The organism is Paraburkholderia sp. Ac-20347, from assembly GCF_017104805.1.
In the GTDB taxonomy this organism is placed as follows: Bacteria; Pseudomonadota; Gammaproteobacteria; order Burkholderiales; family Burkholderiaceae; genus Paraburkholderia; species Paraburkholderia tropica.
In genome coordinates this window covers 1-16,382 of the sequence record NZ_JAAGPN010000184.1, presented here as the reverse complement: position 1 = coordinate 16,382, position 16,382 = coordinate 1, and the positions used below count along the sequence as shown (strand labels likewise).

Below are 16,382 nucleotides of genomic sequence, written 5' to 3'. Positions count from 1 at the left end.
GGTGGGGCCGGTGGCGGGCGGCTGGCTCGTCGACGCGCTGTCGTGGCGCGCGATCTTCTTCCTGAACGTGCCGCTCGCCGTGCTGACGATTGCGCTCGCGCTGGCCTCGGTGCCGAACAGCCACAAGGCCGATGCGCCCGAGCGGCTCGACTGGCCCGGCGCGCTGGCGGCGGCCGCGGGACTCGCGGCGCTCACGTTCGGGCTGACGCTCGCGTCGGCGCACGGTTTCGCGCAGGCACGCGTGTTGGGTTCGATCGGCGCGGGCGTGCTCATGCTCGGCGTTTTCGTGTGGATCGAGCCGCGCAGCGAGAATCCGATGATGCCGCTCGACGTGTTCCGTTCGCGCGACTTCAGCGGCGCGAATCTCGTCACGTTGCTGCTGTATTTCGGGCTGGGCGGCGCGCTGTTCTTCCTGCCGTTCACGCTGATTCGCGCGTACGGCTATCACGCGACGCAGGCGGGCGCGGCGCTGTTGCCTGTGCCGGTGATCATCGGCCTGCTCTCACGCTTCACGGGCAGTCTGACGAGCCGCTTCGGCGCGCGCGCGTTGCTGACGGTGGGGCCGGGCATCGCCGGAATCGGTTTCGCGCTGCTGGCGGCGCCGTGGGCGCGCGGCGGCGGCTACTGGAGTGGATTTTTTCCCGCACTCGTCGTGCTCGGGATCGGACTGACGATCACCGTCGCGCCGCTGACGACGGTCGTGATGGGCGCGGTGGCGGCCGATCGCACGGGCGTCGCGTCCGGCATCAATAACGCCGTGGCGCGCGTGGCGAGCCTGCTCGCGATTGCGGTGCTGGGGATCGTGTTCGTGTGGGCGCACGATGCGGCGCTCGCGGCGCGGCTCGATGCGCTGCAGGTGCCGCGGGAGGCGCGGCAGACCGGGTTGTCGCTGGAACCGGCGGCGCATGCGGATGCGAATCCAAACCCGAACCCGGCTTCCGTGCCGCTGGCGACGCCGGTCGCGCGTGCGCAAGCCGAGGCGATCGCCGACGCGTTGCGCGCCGTCGCGCTCGTCTCGGCGGCGTGCGCGTTCGCGGCGGCAGGGCTTGCGCTGACGACTATCCGGCCCTTGAAACCTTCGGCACTACCGCCCCAGATCGCGCATCACGGAGATCAGTGAGCGGATCGATGAGGCGGTGAACGTTGAAGCGATGCTTCGATGCTGGGGATTACTGGCCGAAGTAGACCGGCTTCATGCCGTCGTAGGCGGGGCGCACTGCGGCGACCGGCGCGCCCGACGCGGCCGAACCGTTCGCCACGCCGCCGACGGCGTTGTTCTGCGCGGCGACCTTGGCTTCGGCGGCGAGGATGTCGTCGGGGTAGTGCGGGTCGTTGCCGCGCGACGGGCTATAGCCGGCCTTTTCGAGCTGGACGAGTTCGGCGCGAACCTGGGCGCGGGTCAGCGGGCCGTTCGACTGGGCGAACGAAGCAACCGGGACAACGAGAGCAACGGCAACTGCAACGGCTTGGATCAGGGACTTCATGGTTACAACCTCCAGGGTGTTCTGTTTTTCGGTTGGGCTGATTTGTCGCAACCGATGAGCAGAGTCTAGGAGTTTCACGTCCTGGGGTTAACCATGATCTGGCGAAGGGATTCTTGCAGCCGGCAGCAAGATCGGAGAGTGCTTTGCGGCTTCGAGCGGAGTGAGGCGGAGAGGGGGCTTCGCGAGCGGGAGTTCAACCGCCCGAACGCGCGCGGAATGGCTTTCGACGGTCTCCGGCCGGGCGTTTTGCGCGCAAACCGGGGTGTCAAATCGGGCGCGATCATGACAAAATGTCGCTTTGAGTCCCGATGAGGCGGGACATTTTGTCGATATTGTCGATTCCGTCGAGACAGTCATGAAACCCGCAGATCTCTCTTACGCCCTCGCGCGCCTCGGCTGGACCCACGTGACGTTCGCCGACTATTCGGGCTACGACCGCCGCACCATCGGTCGATGGATCAACGGCCAGTCGGCGATTCCGCTGCTGGTCGAGCGGCACATCGACCTGCTGCTGGCGATACGCGACCGCATGCCGTGATCGCGGGTTGCGCCTCCCGACGGTTCGCGATGAGCGCATTGGCGTGTCGCCTCCGCGCCTCTCTCAAGGCCCGACCGGCGCCGTGGTGTATCGCAGAATCCGGTCGCGCGACGTCTCCAGCAGACGCGTCATCGCCGCCGCCGCCGCGTCGGCCTCGCGCGCCACGATATGCCCGCGCACGGCGTCGTGCAGCACGAGATCCTCGCTCGGCTGCGCGGCCTCGCGCTGCATCATCTCCGACGAGACGCGCAGCGCGGCCTTGATCGCATTGCCGATCGTGATGAACATGCCGTTCTGCGAAGCCGTGATGATCGCGAGGTGAAACTCCAGATTCGCGTCCGCCGCCGCGCGAATCGCCGACACGCCATGCTGCGCCGACTGATCGTAGGCGGCCACGAGTTCGAGATAACGTCGCTCGATGATCTGCACGGTCTCCTCGTTGCCGTGACGCGCCGCGAGAAAACTCGCGCGCGGCTCGAAACAGATGCGCATTTCGAAAATGTCCTCGACGATCTTCGAATCGAATTGCGCATTGAGCCGCCACGCGAGCACGTCGCGATCGAGCAGATTCCAGTCGGAAAAAGGCAGCACGCGTGTGCCGATTTTCGGCGATACGGCAATCAGACGCTTGCCCGCCAGTTGCTTGATGGCTTCGCGCAAGGTGGTGCGGCTCACGCCATACGCGCTGCACAGTTCGCTTTCGACCGGCAGCGCGTCGCCGGGCGCGAACTCGCCCGAGACCACGCGCATGCCGATAATCTTGGCGATCTGCGTCGTGATATTGCCGACGATCGGTTCGCGCTCGAACATCCCTTCCCCTTCGTAGACATCGTGCACGGCGTGTCCGCGCCGTGTTATCGGGCGGTCGTCACAATCACGTTCCACGAGCCCGGTTTGAGCTTCGCGCGCACGCGTTCCCCGTCGACCGACACGGCGTCGTTGATCGCCGGCGCCACCGTCGACGGCGCCTCCACCGTGTTCACCGCTTTCATGTTGGCATGATACAACTCGAACGCGTGATCGAGCGTGCGTTCCTTGCCGAGTCCGCGCAATTCGATATTCAGTTCCATCTCTTCGCTCAAATGCCGGTTGAGCGCGAAAATCGCCGTCGTGCCGGTCGCGCGATCGTCCACGACCGCCGCGCAGAGATACGGAATTTCAGGGAACGTTTCCGCTTCATACGAGGCCGATTCGACCACCGGTTTGAGCACGCGGCCATGCGCGAATTTCGAGGCCTGCGAGAACGGATGGAAAATCGTTTGACGCCACGCGCGGCCGCCCGGCTCGGTCATGATCGGGCCGATCACATTGACGAGCTGCGCGAGACACGCGGTCTTCACGCGGTCGGCATTGTTCATCATCGTGATGAGCGCGCCGCCCACCACGAGCGCGTCTTCGTGGTTATAAACCTCTTCGATCAGACGCGGCGCTTCGGGCCAGCCCGGCTTGCGCAAATCGTTGATCGTGCGCGCCTTGTACCAGACGTTCCATTCGTCGAACGAAAGCATGATGCGTTTGGACGAATGCTTGCGCGCCGCCACGCTGTCCGCCACCGCCACGATTTCCTTGATGAACAGATCCATCACTTCGATATTGCCGAAGAATTCGGCGGTCGAATCGCGCTTGTTTTCAAAGTAAGTATGTAGCGAAATGAAATCGACCTGCTCGAAAGAATGATCGAGCACGCGATCTTCCCACGCGCCATACGTAGGCATTTCATGCGTGGACGAACCGCAGGCCGCAAGCTGGATCGTGGGATCGACCGAACGCATCAGCTTGGCCGTTTCGAGCGCGGCGCGCCCGTATTCCTCGGCCGTTTTGCGGCAGATTTGCCACGGGCCGTCCATCTCGTTGCCGAGACACCAGAACTTGATGTCGTGCGGTTTTTCGTGGCCGTGTTCGTGGCGCAGATCGGAAAGCGCCGTGCCGCCCGGGTGATTGCAATACTCGACGAAACGGCGCGCTTCGTCGGGGCCGCGCGTGCCCAGATTCACGCCATACATCGGCTCGATATCGAGCTTGCGGCACCATTCGATGAATTCATTGGTGCCGAACTGATTCGTTTCGGTCGAGTACCACGCCAGATCGAGTCGGCGCGGACGTTTCTCGCGCGGGCCCACGCCGTCTTCCCAGTTGTAGCCCGAGAGAAAATTGCCGCCCGGATAGCGCACGATCGTCGGACCGAGTTCGCGCGTCAGCGCCATGACGTCCTGACGAAAACCGTTTTCGTCGGCTTCCGGATGGCCGGGTTCGAAAATGCCGGTGTAGACGCAGCGGCCCATGTGTTCGACGAACGCGCCGAATACGCGCCGGTCGAGATCGGAGACGACAAAGTCGCGGTCGACAATGAGGCGTGAAGCGATCATGGTGTTCCTCTATCCATCTTTAAGCGTTGTCGGAAGGCGCGCAATGCCTGCGCGCCGTTACCTCGATTACCTGGTATGCCGAACTAATAGCTGGCGGCATTAACGCGCCAGCAGCGCGTTCGTGCGCTGTTCCGCTTCCTTTTGCACATCGGCGACGGACTTGCCGGTCGAGAGCATATTGCTGATTTCCTCGCCCACGATCTGCTGGATCGCGAACTGGCGCGGCACCGTATTCGGCAGCGCATAGCCGGTGCTGGAAATCTCCTTGATGGCGTCGCGATGCGGCAGCGCGCTAAACGCGGCGCTGGTGATGACCGACTGACGCGCGGGCAGATGGCCTGTGCGTGCCCAGTCGCCGTCGTGGTCGTAGAGGAACTTCAGGAACACCAGTGCGGCGTGGCGGGTCTTTTCGTCCTTCGCGCCGCCCTTGAGCATCACCCACGAATGACCGTCGGCCCACACGGCCTTCTTCTGGAACAGGTTCGGAAACGGCACCACGTCGTAGCCGTTCGCGAGCGCGCTGCCCGGCTTGTTCGAGAGATTCGTGAAGTCCTCGATCACCCACGTGCCGCACATGAGCACGCCGGCCTTGCCGTTTTCGAACGCCTGGTTCGCCGCGCCATAGTCGAGCCCCGGCGTGATGTCGCCTGCCTTCATGAGCTTGTCGTAAAGCGTGAGCGCGTTGGTGGCCGCGGGCGTGTGCAGGTCGATCTTCGTCGGCCCATTCGGGAACAGCGTGCCGTTCTGCTGATACACCCACGTATAGAACGTACGCGTTTGCGCGGCCGATTCATTGGCGATCGGCACCGCGAAGTAGGGCAGCCCGGTCTTGTCCTTGAACTGCTTCGCCTGCGCGAGCAATTCGTCAGGCGTCTTCGGCAAGATGGGCTTGCCGCTCGCATCCACGAGGCCCGCCTTCTTGAACAGATTCACGTTGATGTGCCAGAGCCACGAATGCGTGTCGAACGGCAGCGCATAGGTCTTGTCGCCGAACGTGACACCGCGATGCGCATGCGGCGTGAAATCGTTCTTGTCGATGCCGACCGACTTGAAACCGTCGTCGAGCGGTTCGACGAGATTGCGCTTCACGTAGTCGCCGAGCACGGCCTCGTGCATGACCGAAATGGTCGGCACATCGCGGCTCAGAATGCGCGCGTCGAGCTGCGTGTAATACGGCGACCACTCGATGATCTGCGGCTTGACGACGATGTCTTCCTTGTTCGTGGCGTTGAACTGATTCACGAGCGTCGTGATGATGCCGCACTCGCCCGACGCCTTGCTCACGTCGTTGACCTTGCCGTATTCGGCGTCGCAGGCGCCGAAAAAGCGCGACAGCGTGATTTCCGTCTTGGCCTGCACCGGCGCGGTCAAGGTTGCTGCGAGCCCGAGCGCCGCGAGTGTGAGCACGCCGCGCACCAACGTTCTTCTCATGTCTCTCTCCTATGGACGTCCGGATGGCGCGAATGAATCGAACCGCGCGCGCGGGACGCTATTTTGTTTGCATAACGAATCAATTCGGATCGGAAGCATGTGTGTATGGAACGACACGCCATGCCGAACGAGTGATGCCAGGGACTAGCGAACCGCCGTGCCGGCCACCGCCGCCACGATGTACTTCTGGAAGAACAGATAGAGCACGAAGATGGGCAGCCCGGCGAAGATCGCCTGCGCCATCAGATAGCCGATGCCTTCGGACTGCGCGAAATTGCCCTGCGTGGATGCGAGCCCGACGGTCAGCGTGTACATCTCGGGCTTCGACGCGGACACCAGCGGCCACAGATAATCATTCCAGGCGCTGAGAAACGTGAAGATCGCGAGCGTGGCCTGCGCGGGCAGCGAAAGCGGCAGCACGACGCGCCAGAACACCTTGAAACGCGAGGCATTGTCGAGCAGCGCGGCTTCTTCGATCTCGACCGGCACCGCCTTGAAATACTGCGTCATCAGATAGACGCCGAACGGCGAGGCGAGGCGCGGCAGGATCAGCGCGCCGTAGGTGTTATGCCAGTCGAGCGTCGCGAAGATATGATGCAGCGGAATCACGAGCGCCTGTTCGGGCACGGCGAGTCCGCAGAGGCAAATGACGTAGATATAGCGCTTGCCCGGAAACTCCGTGCGCGCAAAGCCATAACCGGCGAGCGACGCGATAATCAGCGTGAGCAGCGTCTGGCCAATCGAGACGATCAGGCTGTTCACCAGCCAGCCGCCCACCGCCGAGGTCTGCAGAATGTTCGTGTAGTTCTGCAGCGTGAACGGCGGAGAAAACAGCACATCGGTGTGCTGCTCGAGAAATGCATTCGGCTTGAACGAGAGACACAGCACCCAGACCAGCGGCGTGATCCAGAGCAGGGCGAGCGCCACGACCGCGCCCAGCATCAGGCGATCGCCCAGACGCCCGGCCAGCGCGCCGCGCGGCCGCGATTCGAAAGCGAGCGTGCTCATGCCTTCTCCTTTTTACGCAGCAGCCACGCTTGCGCGACCACGCCGATCAGCATCAACGCGAACAGAACCTGCGCTGCTGCAGCGGAATAACCGAACGACCATTGGCGGAAACCGGTCTCGTAGATGAACTGCACGAGCGGGCGTGTGGAGTTGTTCGGGCCGCCGTCGGTGAGCAGTTGCGCCTGGCCGAACACCTGAAATTGCAGCACCGCTTCGATCACCGCGACGAGCGCGACAGTGCGCCAGATCGAAGGCAATGTGATCTTCGTGAAGGTGCGCCAGCGTGTGGCGTTGTCGAGCGCCGCCGCTTCGTAAAGCTCTTGCGGAATCTGCTGGAGCGCGGCGAGAAACAGCATCATTGGCAGGCCCACGATCCACCAGACCGTGACGACGGCGATGGCCGGCAGCGCCGTGGCTTCGTGCATCAGCGGCAGGAACTCGGGCCAGTGGAGTGCGTGGCTTACGTCGGCGAGCAGGCCGTTGCCGGGCATCATCACGAGCTTCCAGACCAGCGTGACGATGGTGACCGAGAGCACCGACGAACCGAAAAAGAGCGCGCGCAACGCGGCGCCGAAGCGGCCCGGACGGTTCAGCACCAGCGCGAGGGCGAGGCCGAGCAGCACGAATACCGGAACGGTCAGGATGACGAAGTAAAACGTGTTGCGCATCGCGCCGCGAAAGATCGGATCGAGCGCGAGGTCGAGGTAATTGCGGATGCCGATGAAGTCGCTCGTGCCCGCGAGCAGATCCACACGCTGAAGACTGAGCCACCAGCCGAACGCGAGCGGTACGATCAGCAGCAGCACGTAGACGATCACAAAAGGCAGCACGAACAGCGCGTTGGACCACGGCGCGCGCAGCTTGCGGCGGCGGTCCTCGCGGGTGGTCGGCAGCGGCATGGCGAGCGAGCGGTCAGAGGCCATGATATGCCGTGCCCGTTTCGTCGAACAGATGCAGGTGCGCCGCGTCCAGACTCAGGCGGACCGTGTCGCCGGTTTCGAGTTCGCGCTCGCGCGGCAGTTCGGCGACGATCAACTGGCCGTTGGGCAGGCTCACATGGGCGAGCGAGCGGTCGCCGAGCCGTTCGATGACTTCGGCGCGGCCCGTGATCGGCCCTTGTGGATCGAGCACGACATGTTCGGCGCGCACGCCCAGCGTGAGCTTGCCCGTAGGCAGGCTGGCGGTGGCGACGGCGGTGGGAACGGTCACGGAGTCGAAGGGCAGCGCGACGGTCAGCCTGCCGCCGTTCTCGCCGGCGCGCTCGACATCGATAAAATTCATCGCCGGTGCGCCGATAAAGCCCGCCACGAAGCGCGTAGCGGGGCGGCGGTATATGTCGAGCGGCGCGCCGATCTGCTCGATGCGCCCGCGGTTCATCACCACGATGCGGGTGGCGAGCGTCATCGCTTCGACCTGATCGTGCGTGACGAACACCATCGTGGCGTGCAGGCGTTGATGAATGCGCGCGAGTTCGAGCCGGGTGCGATTTCGCAGCGCGGCATCGAGATTCGAGAGCGGTTCGTCGAACAGAAACGCTTCGGGTTCCTTAACGACGGCTCGGCCGATCGCAACGCGCTGACGCTGACCGCCGGAAAGCTGCGCTGGACGCCGTTGCAGCAGGGTGCCGAGTTCAAGCATGCGGGCGGCTTCGTTGATGCGCTTGTCGACTTCGCCCGCGTTCACGCCCGTATTGCGCAGACCGAACGCCATATTGTCGTAGACGGTCATGTGCGGATAGAGCGCGTAATGCTGAAACACCATCGCTACGCCGCGTTTGCCGGGCGGCTGCTCGTTCACGCGCCGCTCGCCAATGCTGATCTGACCGTCGCTCACGGTTTCGAGGCCGGCGATCATGCGTAGCAAGGTGGATTTTCCGCAGCCGGATGGGCCGAGGAAAACAAGGAATTCACCGGAGTGAATGTCGAGGTCGAGGCCGGTAATGACCTCGGTGTCTCCGTACCGCTTCGTTACGCCGCTCAGCCGGATGCCCGTCACGGTGCCTCCTGGGTGGTTGTCTCGTACCGTCGCTTGTCGATTTAGTGCGTTGATATTATGAAAAGAACGCGGTCGTGACCCATTCGTGTAAACACTGATCATCCGTAATCCCAAATAATGAGCAAAAAATCATTCGATGCGATACGAATATTCAATTCGGTCTAGGTCATTAAAATCGCGGCAATAAAAATCGCGCGGCACGGTGATTGCGCAATGAAAGTCATGGTCGAGCCTGCGCGTAGGCGTGCGCCGATCTTCCTGTCCCACTCACGGAGGAACGGATCATGAAAAAGGGCACTGGCACTTTATTGGCAGCAGTTGCGGCGCTTGCACTGTCCAGCGGCGCGTTTGCACAAACGAGCGGCGGTATGAGCAGCGGTTCGTCGAGTCATGGCGCGACGGCCAATCCGGCAACGAATCAGATGAACGACACGACGAGCGGTTACGGCATGCCTGGCGCAACCAATTCGGACAGCGGCATGAGCGCGCCGGGCTCGAATATGGGTCAGCAACCGGGCATGAATAACGGCGCCACGACCGCCACTCCCGCGCCGAAGACCAACAACACGCTGGCTACGCCGAGTGTGAAGTCACCTGTTGGAAATTAATTGAAATGACTGCTTGGAACGGATAAAACGTTCTGTGTAAAAAAGCCGCTAGCCTTTCGGTTAGCGGCTTTTTATTTGCCACGTCATTCTGCTCGAATTACGTTTGCGCACGCGATTCGGTTTGCAGTTTTCCTATCCAGTCAGCAAGCTGGGCTTCGCCGCTTTCGTCGAGTTTGCCCTTGAGTTCGCTATACCAGTTCACGACGTCATCACGCGAAAGACTGCCTTCGAGAACCGGCAGACTCTTTTCCAGAAAAGTCTCGAAGAACGGTACGCCACGCATGTACAGGAAAGTGGAATCGGTGATCTGCAGATGCGCGTAGGCGTCGCGTATCCACGTGATATGCGGCAGCGCTTCGCTCAGATAGCCGCGCTGAATTAGCGCCGAAAGAAAGTTCGTCCGCGCCGATACGTCGGACTGCTCGTGCGTTTCCTGATTCACCTGCATCGATTTCATCAGCCACGCTTCTCCGCGCTCGACTTCGCCACACATGACCGAGGTCGTCGCGAGTTGCACGGCGTTGTGCGCCGTGGGCTCGTGATCGAATAGCGCGAGCCAGTGTGTGAACGCTTCCGGATAACGGTGCGATTGCGAATAGCTGAGTGCGCACAAGCGGCTCGCATCGGCGAAACGCTCGGTGTGCGGCATGGCGGCCGCGATGGCGTCGTCGTAACGGCCGGCCTTGTATGCCACCAACGCATGCGCCAGTTCAGGCGCGATATCGCCGCCGCTTTCCTGCTTCGGCGTGTCGCGTGCATCTTGCGCGGTGGCTTTCGACGCGGCGTCGGCATTGTCTGCCGGACGTTTCTTGCGGAACAGAGTGCTGAACAGGCTCATCGTTATTGGAGGCGACGGAAAGCCGCCGATGATACGTCAATCCGGTACGGAATTTATCGATCCCTGTACATTCGATTCGCGATGCATCGCTTTTCGCCATGGACGTTGGCTTTACGTACCGCTTCGCATACGCGAACACGATTTCCCATTCGCGCATCGCGGCGGAAAAAACTCGACTATGATGGAGCGCTCTTGCGTCGATCGCGCCTGTTGCCGCGTTCGACGTTCAATCCGACGACCCTCGCGCGGGCTGCGGCGCGCGCCTCGATTCACGACGAGCCGACATTGACTTCCCCACACGGTTTCAAGGCGCGGCTGAGCGCCGCCGCGTTCATCGCTTGCACTGCCTGCATCGCTTCCAGCGCGGCGCATGCGCAAACGACGAACAATCCCGTCGCCTCGATTTGCCAGGCACGCGCGCATAACGCGCAACTCGTCGCGCAGGATCGCGACGCGGGCATCACGCGCGAGCAGGAAATGCAGAAAGCGTATCGTGTGGCGGGGGCGATGCCGATCGCGCGTCAGCAATATGCGCTTGCGGAAATGAGCCAGTTTGTCGATGGGCTTTATGGCCGCTATGCGAAAGTCTCGCCGCAAGATGCCTATACGAAATACCTCGCGTATTGCGAAGGGCAGCAGTCGCACGCGCCTGTGCAGTGATTCGCCTGCCGGTTCACGCCATGCACAACGCAACAAGCGAACAAGTCGGAGTGGCTTGCTTCGCGTGACGATTCGTGAGTTCGCATTCGCTTGCCCGTCGCGGTTTTTCGCCGCCAAAGATGGACGACCGTCGTCGTAATGCCATCGACGACAGCCGACTATCGACGGGAGAGCGCCTGTGGGGAATCCGTTCAACTTCAACATTCGATCATTGCTGGGCGGCGGTTCCGCCGCCCAGCAGCAAGCTCCGCAGCCGCCGGCGCCGCAGCCGAACCAGCCCCTGACGAATAGCGATCCGCTACCCGATCGCCGCGCGCCGGACAGCGTGCTCGGCGGACTGAAGTCGCTGAAAAACGAGTTGCCGAATCCGACGCCGCCCGCGAACGGCGAGGCGATGCCGCCCACGTCCGCGTTGCGCAAGAATCTCAGCGGCGGCGGCATTCGCCAGAACCTCACGCCGTTCGCTGCGTCGAGCAGTGTCAGTCCTTCGCGGCCCGCGCCGCAAGTCGACGTGGCGGCCGACAAGATCCGCACGCCGAAGCCGAACGCGAAAACGCCGCTTGGCGTCGCGTCGCAACATCCGACCAACGTGAACACGGCGCTCGGCAAAAACGCGCGCGAGACGGCGTCGAGCGCGCACCTCGAACTGCGTCAGGACGATGCGTTCGATCGCAAGCTCGAAACGCTGTTTCCGCTGCCCGCGCATGCGACGGCGCAGGCGCGCCAGGATCGCACGCAGCTGATTCAGGACGTGCGCGCCGCGATCCCGCAAAACGTGCGCGGCGAGCCGCCGCTCGCGAAAGCGCGCTATCTGGGCCATGCGCTCGCCCAGGCGAGTGACGGCGACGTCGCACGCGCTCGCGCAGCGCTCGCGAATCTGCAGGGCACGCCGGGCAATACGCAGGCGCAGCAGGACGGCTTCGCGGCGCGCTGCGCGATGGCGCGTTCGCACGCGGCGTTCGGTGCGTTGCGCGATGTCGAGCAGGGGCCGGCGATCAATCCGCGTAACGGTCCGGGGCAGGGCGGCGTCGATGCGCGCGACCACAAGATTCACGACGAAGCCGACTGGCAGACCTGGCGCGCCGCCGATGCGCTGCTTGCCGCGTGGCCGCGTAACACCGCTGCAAACGGCGCAGCGCCGCCCGCGCCGCCGGCTTCGCTCGACGAACTCGGGCACGCGGCCAATGCGATGTTGCCCGCCGCCGAGCGTCTGAACTTGCCGAACGCACCCGCCGCCAATGCTACGGTATCCGAAGCATTGGCCGGGCAGGCGCAGAACGCCAAGGCGTTTCTCTGCGCGCGCGCGCTCGTCGACGACACGCACGCACAACCGCCGCTCGCGTTGCGCGCGGCTTATCTCGCGCATCGCAACGGCATTGCCGAAGCCGACGTCGGCAAGATCCAGGGGCGTATGTACTCGCTCGTCAAGCACGCGCAGCGCAACACGACCGCGCCGCGCACCGGCTCCTGGCTCAATCGTCAGACGCAGCGCTTCAAGCAGGCCATGACGCACGACGTCAAGCTGGGCGTGAAGCAGGCGTTCGGTCACGAGAAGAATCCGATCGGCGCGCTTGGTCTCGGCACGGCGGGCGGCGTGATGGATCATCCTGAGGAAGATTTCAGCACGCTGCATTCGATCGATGCGGTGGTCAATCATCTGAACGGTAACGTCGCCAGCGCCGCGCCCACGCAAAACATGCAGCCGAACGATCCCGTGCTGGAGCAGGCGGTGCGCGCCGCGGCATTGATCCAGTGGAAGAATTCGATCGGCACCAAGGGCTGGCTTCACGACGACATGAAACTCGGCCGCTTCCAGCGCGGGCAAATGGCGCGCGACGTCGCGCAGGCGCTGCATATCGACAAGGAAACGGTGCGCAGCAATCCGACTTTCCAGTCGCTTTCGAAGATGCGCGGCGCGAAGAAGCTGAACGCGCAGACGCTCGATGAATGGGCGACCGGCGCCGGCATGAACATGGGCGCGGCGGTGCCCGGCAGCGGACGCACGCTGCGCGAGAACCTCGACCGCATGAAGGCGATTCGCCAGGACCCGATCGAGACGCCGCAGACGCCGCAAGGCAACGTGGGCGCGCTGTGCAATCTGATCGACACCATTCCGAAGACGTGGAGCGTGCAGATGTCGAGCGGCGGCGTCTACGGGCTCGATGCGAATATTTCCGAAAACCTCGCCACGGCGCTGGGCCTCGTCGGTGCGCCGAGCGCCTCGGTCGCGCCGGACGTGCGTTATCTGAAAGGCCGTCATGCGGTGCTCGAAGTGGGCTCGACCTCGCATCACGGCGAAGTGTTCATCGGCACCGATACGCGTAAGTCGGCGCACCTCGGCGCGTCGGGATTCATCGGCTGGAGTCTCGCGGGCGGCAAGGTGCTGGCGAGCGTGGCGCCATCGCTCGTGGGCGGGCGCGACAAGAGCAGCCCGCGCGGCGTGGTGATCCGCGCGCCGTACTCGCAGACGAATCATCCGAATGATGACAACGCCTGGCGCGGCAAGCTCGGCGATGCCGTGCGCACGATCGGCGGCTCGGGTCCCGGCGGCACGATGCCGCAAAACAAGGACGAGATGTGGAACGGCATGGCGCACGAGTATTTCGCGGACCCCGATCTGTCGATCGGTTGGGTCGAGAACAAGGCGCATACCGATTACGCTTCGCTTTCCGGCACGGGCGGCGTGCGCTACGTGACCTCGGCGAACGTGAAAGTGGGCGCGTTCGTGAGCGGCGAAGTGACCGGCAATCGCAGCGTCGCGCACGCGACCGACGAGAGCGGCGCGCGCACCGTCAACAAGTCGTCGAACAGTCTCAACTTCGCGGCGAATGCGAGCGCCGCTGTGGTGGCGAGCCCGCCGCCCGTGCCCGTGTCCGGACCGGGGCCGTTCAACTCGCTGTCGTTTTCGAGCGTGCCGGTTTATGGCATCGGCACCACGGTGCTGCAATCGGGCAAGGGCTCGACGCTGCGTCTCTACGAGGAGCACGGCGAGATCGTGCCCGAGCGCACCTATCGCGACACCGAATTCACGCGCGTGGGCGATTATCTGCAATACATCGACAGCCGCAACGACGCGTGGGTCACGTCGATGGAGGGCAATCAGAACGAGCTGAGCACGTATCAGACGCGCGTGAAGCTCAACGCCACGCGCAACAACCAGTATCACGGCGAGCGCCAGCGCATGGTGCCGGGCGCGGCGCGCGAGATCAACGCGTATCGCGGCGCGCTGCGCATGTACGAGGAGGGCGGCCGCGAGCCGACGCAGTCCGAGCAGCAGGAGATGCTGCGCATTCGCGGCGAGATCGCGCGCGTGCTCGAAGCGCCGTCGAGCTGGACCAATCACGTGCTCTACAGCTACGAGTCGAATCAGGCGCAACGCACCAAGGGGCTGTCGTATGTGTTCGCCGCGCAGACGGTGCGCTCGGTTACGGCCCAGCGCGAACTGAGCGCATTGTCCGCGCGCGCGTGACGCGGACGCCGCCGTTGCGTGCGCCATCGTCATGCATTGCCTGTTTGATTCGCGGGCGCGTTCGGGTCCGGTCGCGCGCGCTGATCGACGCGTTCGAGCAAGTTGAACGGAATGGTCTGCGCGAACAGTTCGCGGTCGCCGGTCGCGCTCGTCTGCGTGTTCATCTGCACCATGAAATTCAGGCCGGGGCTCCGCGTGACGGTGGTGCGCTCCTTCACCTTCAGCTCGGCGGGCATCCACGATGCCGGGTCCTGCAGAATGCGTGCGGACTTCGCATCGAGTTGAGCATGCTCCGCGTGCGCGTCTGCGGGCAACTGCGATTTGACTGCCGCGACCGTATCGAGCTGGGACGCGGCGTCGCGGCGCAAACGATAGCGGTGAAAGTAAGTCTGATTGGGCCGACGATTGGCCTTCACGTCGCCCAGATGCTGATTGAGCCGTTCGGTCGCGAGTTCGCGCGGCGGCCGCAACTGCACCGTGGGATCGGCTTGACGCTGCGTGTTCTGCTCGTCGGCAATCTGTTCGGAGAACAGATCGATCCATTGATCGTGGCTCGCGTCGATCGCTTGCGTGTAGGTGTGCGCGCTCGAATACTCGGTGTCGAACAGACAGGCGCGGTGCATCAGCTTGCCGTCCTCGCGTACGAGCTGGATCTTCGCGAGATGGCTGTCGTCGGCGAAAGTCAGCGTGCCCGAGGGCGCGTCGAGCGACGCGAAGCCGACGCCGACCTTGCCGACGTTTTCGGTGGCGCTCACGCTCGCGCCGAAGCGTCCGAGCAATCGCGAGCCCGCGCCCACGCGATGCTGCTCGATCTGCATGCGTCCGCTGGTTTCCTTCGAGTCGAGCGTCTGTTTCGCGGTGCGTTCGTAGCCGACGCCGGCCGTCGCGCCCACGCGCGCGAACGAAGCCGGGCCGGGCAGCTTGACCGATACGCCCACGTCGGCGGACGCGCCGCGCTTGACCGTGCGCGCGACCGTGTCGGTCCAGCTTACCGACACATCGGGGTCGTCGAAATAACGCTGCGCGAGGCGGTTCCAGGTGCCTTGCGAGCCGCCCGAATCCGGCGCGTGCGCGTGGGTGGTTTCGTCGAACACATGATCGATGATGCCGCTGAGTTTCTCGCGCATCGCGTTGTCGTCGTAACCGGTGCCGTCGTCTTTCACGCGCCGCGCCACGCGCAGCGAAACGCCGCTCGGCTCCGAGAGTTCGCGCGAGTGCAGCACCGCTTGCGTGGTCAGGCCCGCGCGCATCTGCGTGAGGCCGACGTCGAAGTCATAGCCGACCAGCACGCCCGCGCCCGCATGGCGCACCGAGGTTTTCGTGGTGCCGAGGAACATCTCGACGCCCTGCGTGCCGCGGCTCAGTTCGACCACGGCCTCGCGTGATTTCGATGCGCGCAGATCGACGCGCGGCGCGACCGGCACCGCGCCCGCGTGCAGCACCTTGCCGATGTTCGCGCTCAGGCCGCGCGTGCTCACGCCGAGGCGCGCGCCGTCGGTCAGACGCAGACGCGAACTCGACTGCAGGCCGTTGGCGACGTCCTTGAGCGACTGGCGCAGATCGTCGGCGCTCCTCGGATCGGCGGGCGTGGCGGTCGAGGCGTCGGGCGTGGCTTTCTGCTTGAGGTCGTCGAGTTGCGCCCAGAACGGCGAGTCGGCGGGCACCTGCGCGACCTTGCCCCAGGACGCGAGGCGTTCGAGATTGAACGGGCCGCGCGCGATCGATTTGAACGGCGCGCTGCGGGCGAGCTCGTGCGGCGTGGCGGCGGCCCAGCGCGACGTTTCCTGCCGCACACGCGTGAGCGTGGCGGGCGAGGGCACGTCGCGCGGCGTCAGTTCCGTGGCCATGGTTTCGGCGCGTTGCGCGATCGCGCTGAGCTGCTCGGCGTTGGGGCGGCCGTTGGTGAATCCGCCGCTTTCGAGCCAGACGTGCAGCGCCGCCAGTTCGGCGATCGAGCGCTCGGGCCGCGCGTGCGCGAGCGCGGC

General features: G+C 64.1%; 13 protein-coding genes and 1 pseudogene. 5 read left to right on the top strand and 9 right to left on the bottom strand.

Features of this window, described 5'->3' with window-relative positions:
* Positions 1 to 1,120: MFS transporter (locus tag G3N97_RS27265; RefSeq protein ID WP_205996131.1), on the top strand; the 1,120-nt coding region annotated here is incomplete at its 5' end.
* Between the two features lie 49 nt (positions 1,121 to 1,169).
* Here the strand turns inward: G3N97_RS27265 and G3N97_RS27260 are convergent.
* The gene (locus G3N97_RS27260) at positions 1,170 to 1,484 is read right to left on the bottom strand and encodes a DUF4148 domain-containing protein (protein WP_065060806.1); all 315 of its coding nucleotides are present in this window, start codon (positions 1,482 to 1,484) and stop codon (positions 1,170 to 1,172) included.
* A 355-nt stretch (positions 1,485 to 1,839) separates the two neighbouring features.
* Here G3N97_RS27260 and G3N97_RS27255 point away from each other — a divergent pair, with 355 nt between their 5' ends.
* Positions 1,840 to 2,022 (top strand): helix-turn-helix domain-containing protein, encoded by a 183-nt coding sequence (locus tag G3N97_RS27255; RefSeq protein ID WP_065060805.1) that lies wholly within the window; start codon positions 1,840 to 1,842, stop codon positions 2,020 to 2,022.
* 63 nt (positions 2,023 to 2,085) lie between these two features.
* On the opposite strand, the gene G3N97_RS27250 is transcribed toward G3N97_RS27255, so the two are convergent.
* The 6 genes from G3N97_RS27250 to ugpC form a co-directional block, all read right to left on the bottom strand.
* Positions 2,086 to 2,859, bottom strand: coding sequence for a FadR/GntR family transcriptional regulator (locus G3N97_RS27250; RefSeq protein ID WP_346778125.1), 774 nt, complete (start codon positions 2,857 to 2,859; stop codon positions 2,086 to 2,088).
* A gap of 17 nt (positions 2,860 to 2,876) precedes the next feature.
* A complete protein-coding gene (locus G3N97_RS27245) occupies positions 2,877 to 4,388 on the bottom strand; it encodes an alpha-N-arabinofuranosidase (protein WP_205996130.1) in 1,512 nt (503 codons plus the stop codon).
* 99 nt (positions 4,389 to 4,487) lie between these two features.
* The gene (locus tag G3N97_RS27240) at positions 4,488 to 5,819 is read right to left on the bottom strand and encodes an extracellular solute-binding protein (RefSeq protein WP_205996129.1); all 1,332 of its coding nucleotides are present in this window, start codon (positions 5,817 to 5,819) and stop codon (positions 4,488 to 4,490) included.
* Positions 5,820 to 5,963: 144 nt separating this feature from the next.
* Complete coding sequence (locus G3N97_RS27235; protein ID WP_205996128.1) at positions 5,964 to 6,827, bottom strand: carbohydrate ABC transporter permease; 864 nt, start codon at positions 6,825 to 6,827, stop codon at positions 5,964 to 5,966.
* Entirely contained in the window at positions 6,824 to 7,750 is a 927-nt protein-coding gene (locus tag G3N97_RS27230) for a sugar ABC transporter permease (protein WP_205996127.1), read from the bottom strand. Before G3N97_RS27230 ends, G3N97_RS27235 begins: the two co-directional genes overlap by 4 nt.
* Positions 7,740 to 8,822, bottom strand: coding sequence for a sn-glycerol-3-phosphate ABC transporter ATP-binding protein UgpC (gene ugpC, locus G3N97_RS27225; RefSeq protein WP_205996126.1), 1,083 nt, complete (start codon positions 8,820 to 8,822; stop codon positions 7,740 to 7,742). The genes G3N97_RS27230 and ugpC overlap by 11 nt, the downstream gene beginning before the upstream one ends.
* A gap of 284 nt (positions 8,823 to 9,106) precedes the next feature.
* Between ugpC and G3N97_RS27220 the strand changes: the two genes are divergently transcribed.
* Positions 9,107 to 9,430 carry a hypothetical protein gene (locus G3N97_RS27220; RefSeq protein ID WP_205996125.1) on the top strand — a complete coding sequence of 108 codons (324 nt, stop codon included), beginning with the start codon at positions 9,107 to 9,109 and terminating at the stop codon, positions 9,428 to 9,430.
* A 97-nt stretch (positions 9,431 to 9,527) separates the two neighbouring features.
* Here G3N97_RS27220 and G3N97_RS27215 read toward each other — a convergent pair whose 3' ends face one another.
* Positions 9,528 to 10,250 carry a hypothetical protein gene (locus G3N97_RS27215; protein ID WP_241030855.1) on the bottom strand — a complete coding sequence of 241 codons (723 nt, stop codon included), beginning with the start codon at positions 10,248 to 10,250 and terminating at the stop codon, positions 9,528 to 9,530.
* Here G3N97_RS27215 and G3N97_RS39650 point away from each other — a divergent pair.
* Both G3N97_RS39650 and G3N97_RS27205 read left to right on the top strand, forming a co-directional pair.
* On the top strand, positions 10,131 to 10,928 hold the full coding sequence (locus tag G3N97_RS39650; RefSeq protein WP_241030858.1) for a hypothetical protein: 798 nt from the start codon (positions 10,131 to 10,133) through the stop codon (positions 10,926 to 10,928). The two genes, G3N97_RS27215 and G3N97_RS39650, sit on opposite strands and share 120 nt — an antisense overlap.
* A gap of 178 nt (positions 10,929 to 11,106) precedes the next feature.
* Entirely contained in the window at positions 11,107 to 14,397 is a 3,291-nt protein-coding gene (locus G3N97_RS27205) for a hypothetical protein (RefSeq protein ID WP_205996122.1), read from the top strand.
* A gap of 29 nt (positions 14,398 to 14,426) precedes the next feature.
* On the opposite strand, the pseudogene G3N97_RS27200 reads toward G3N97_RS27205, so the two are convergent.
* A pseudogene (locus G3N97_RS27200) lies at positions 14,427 to 16,382 on the bottom strand (autotransporter); the annotation flags it as partial.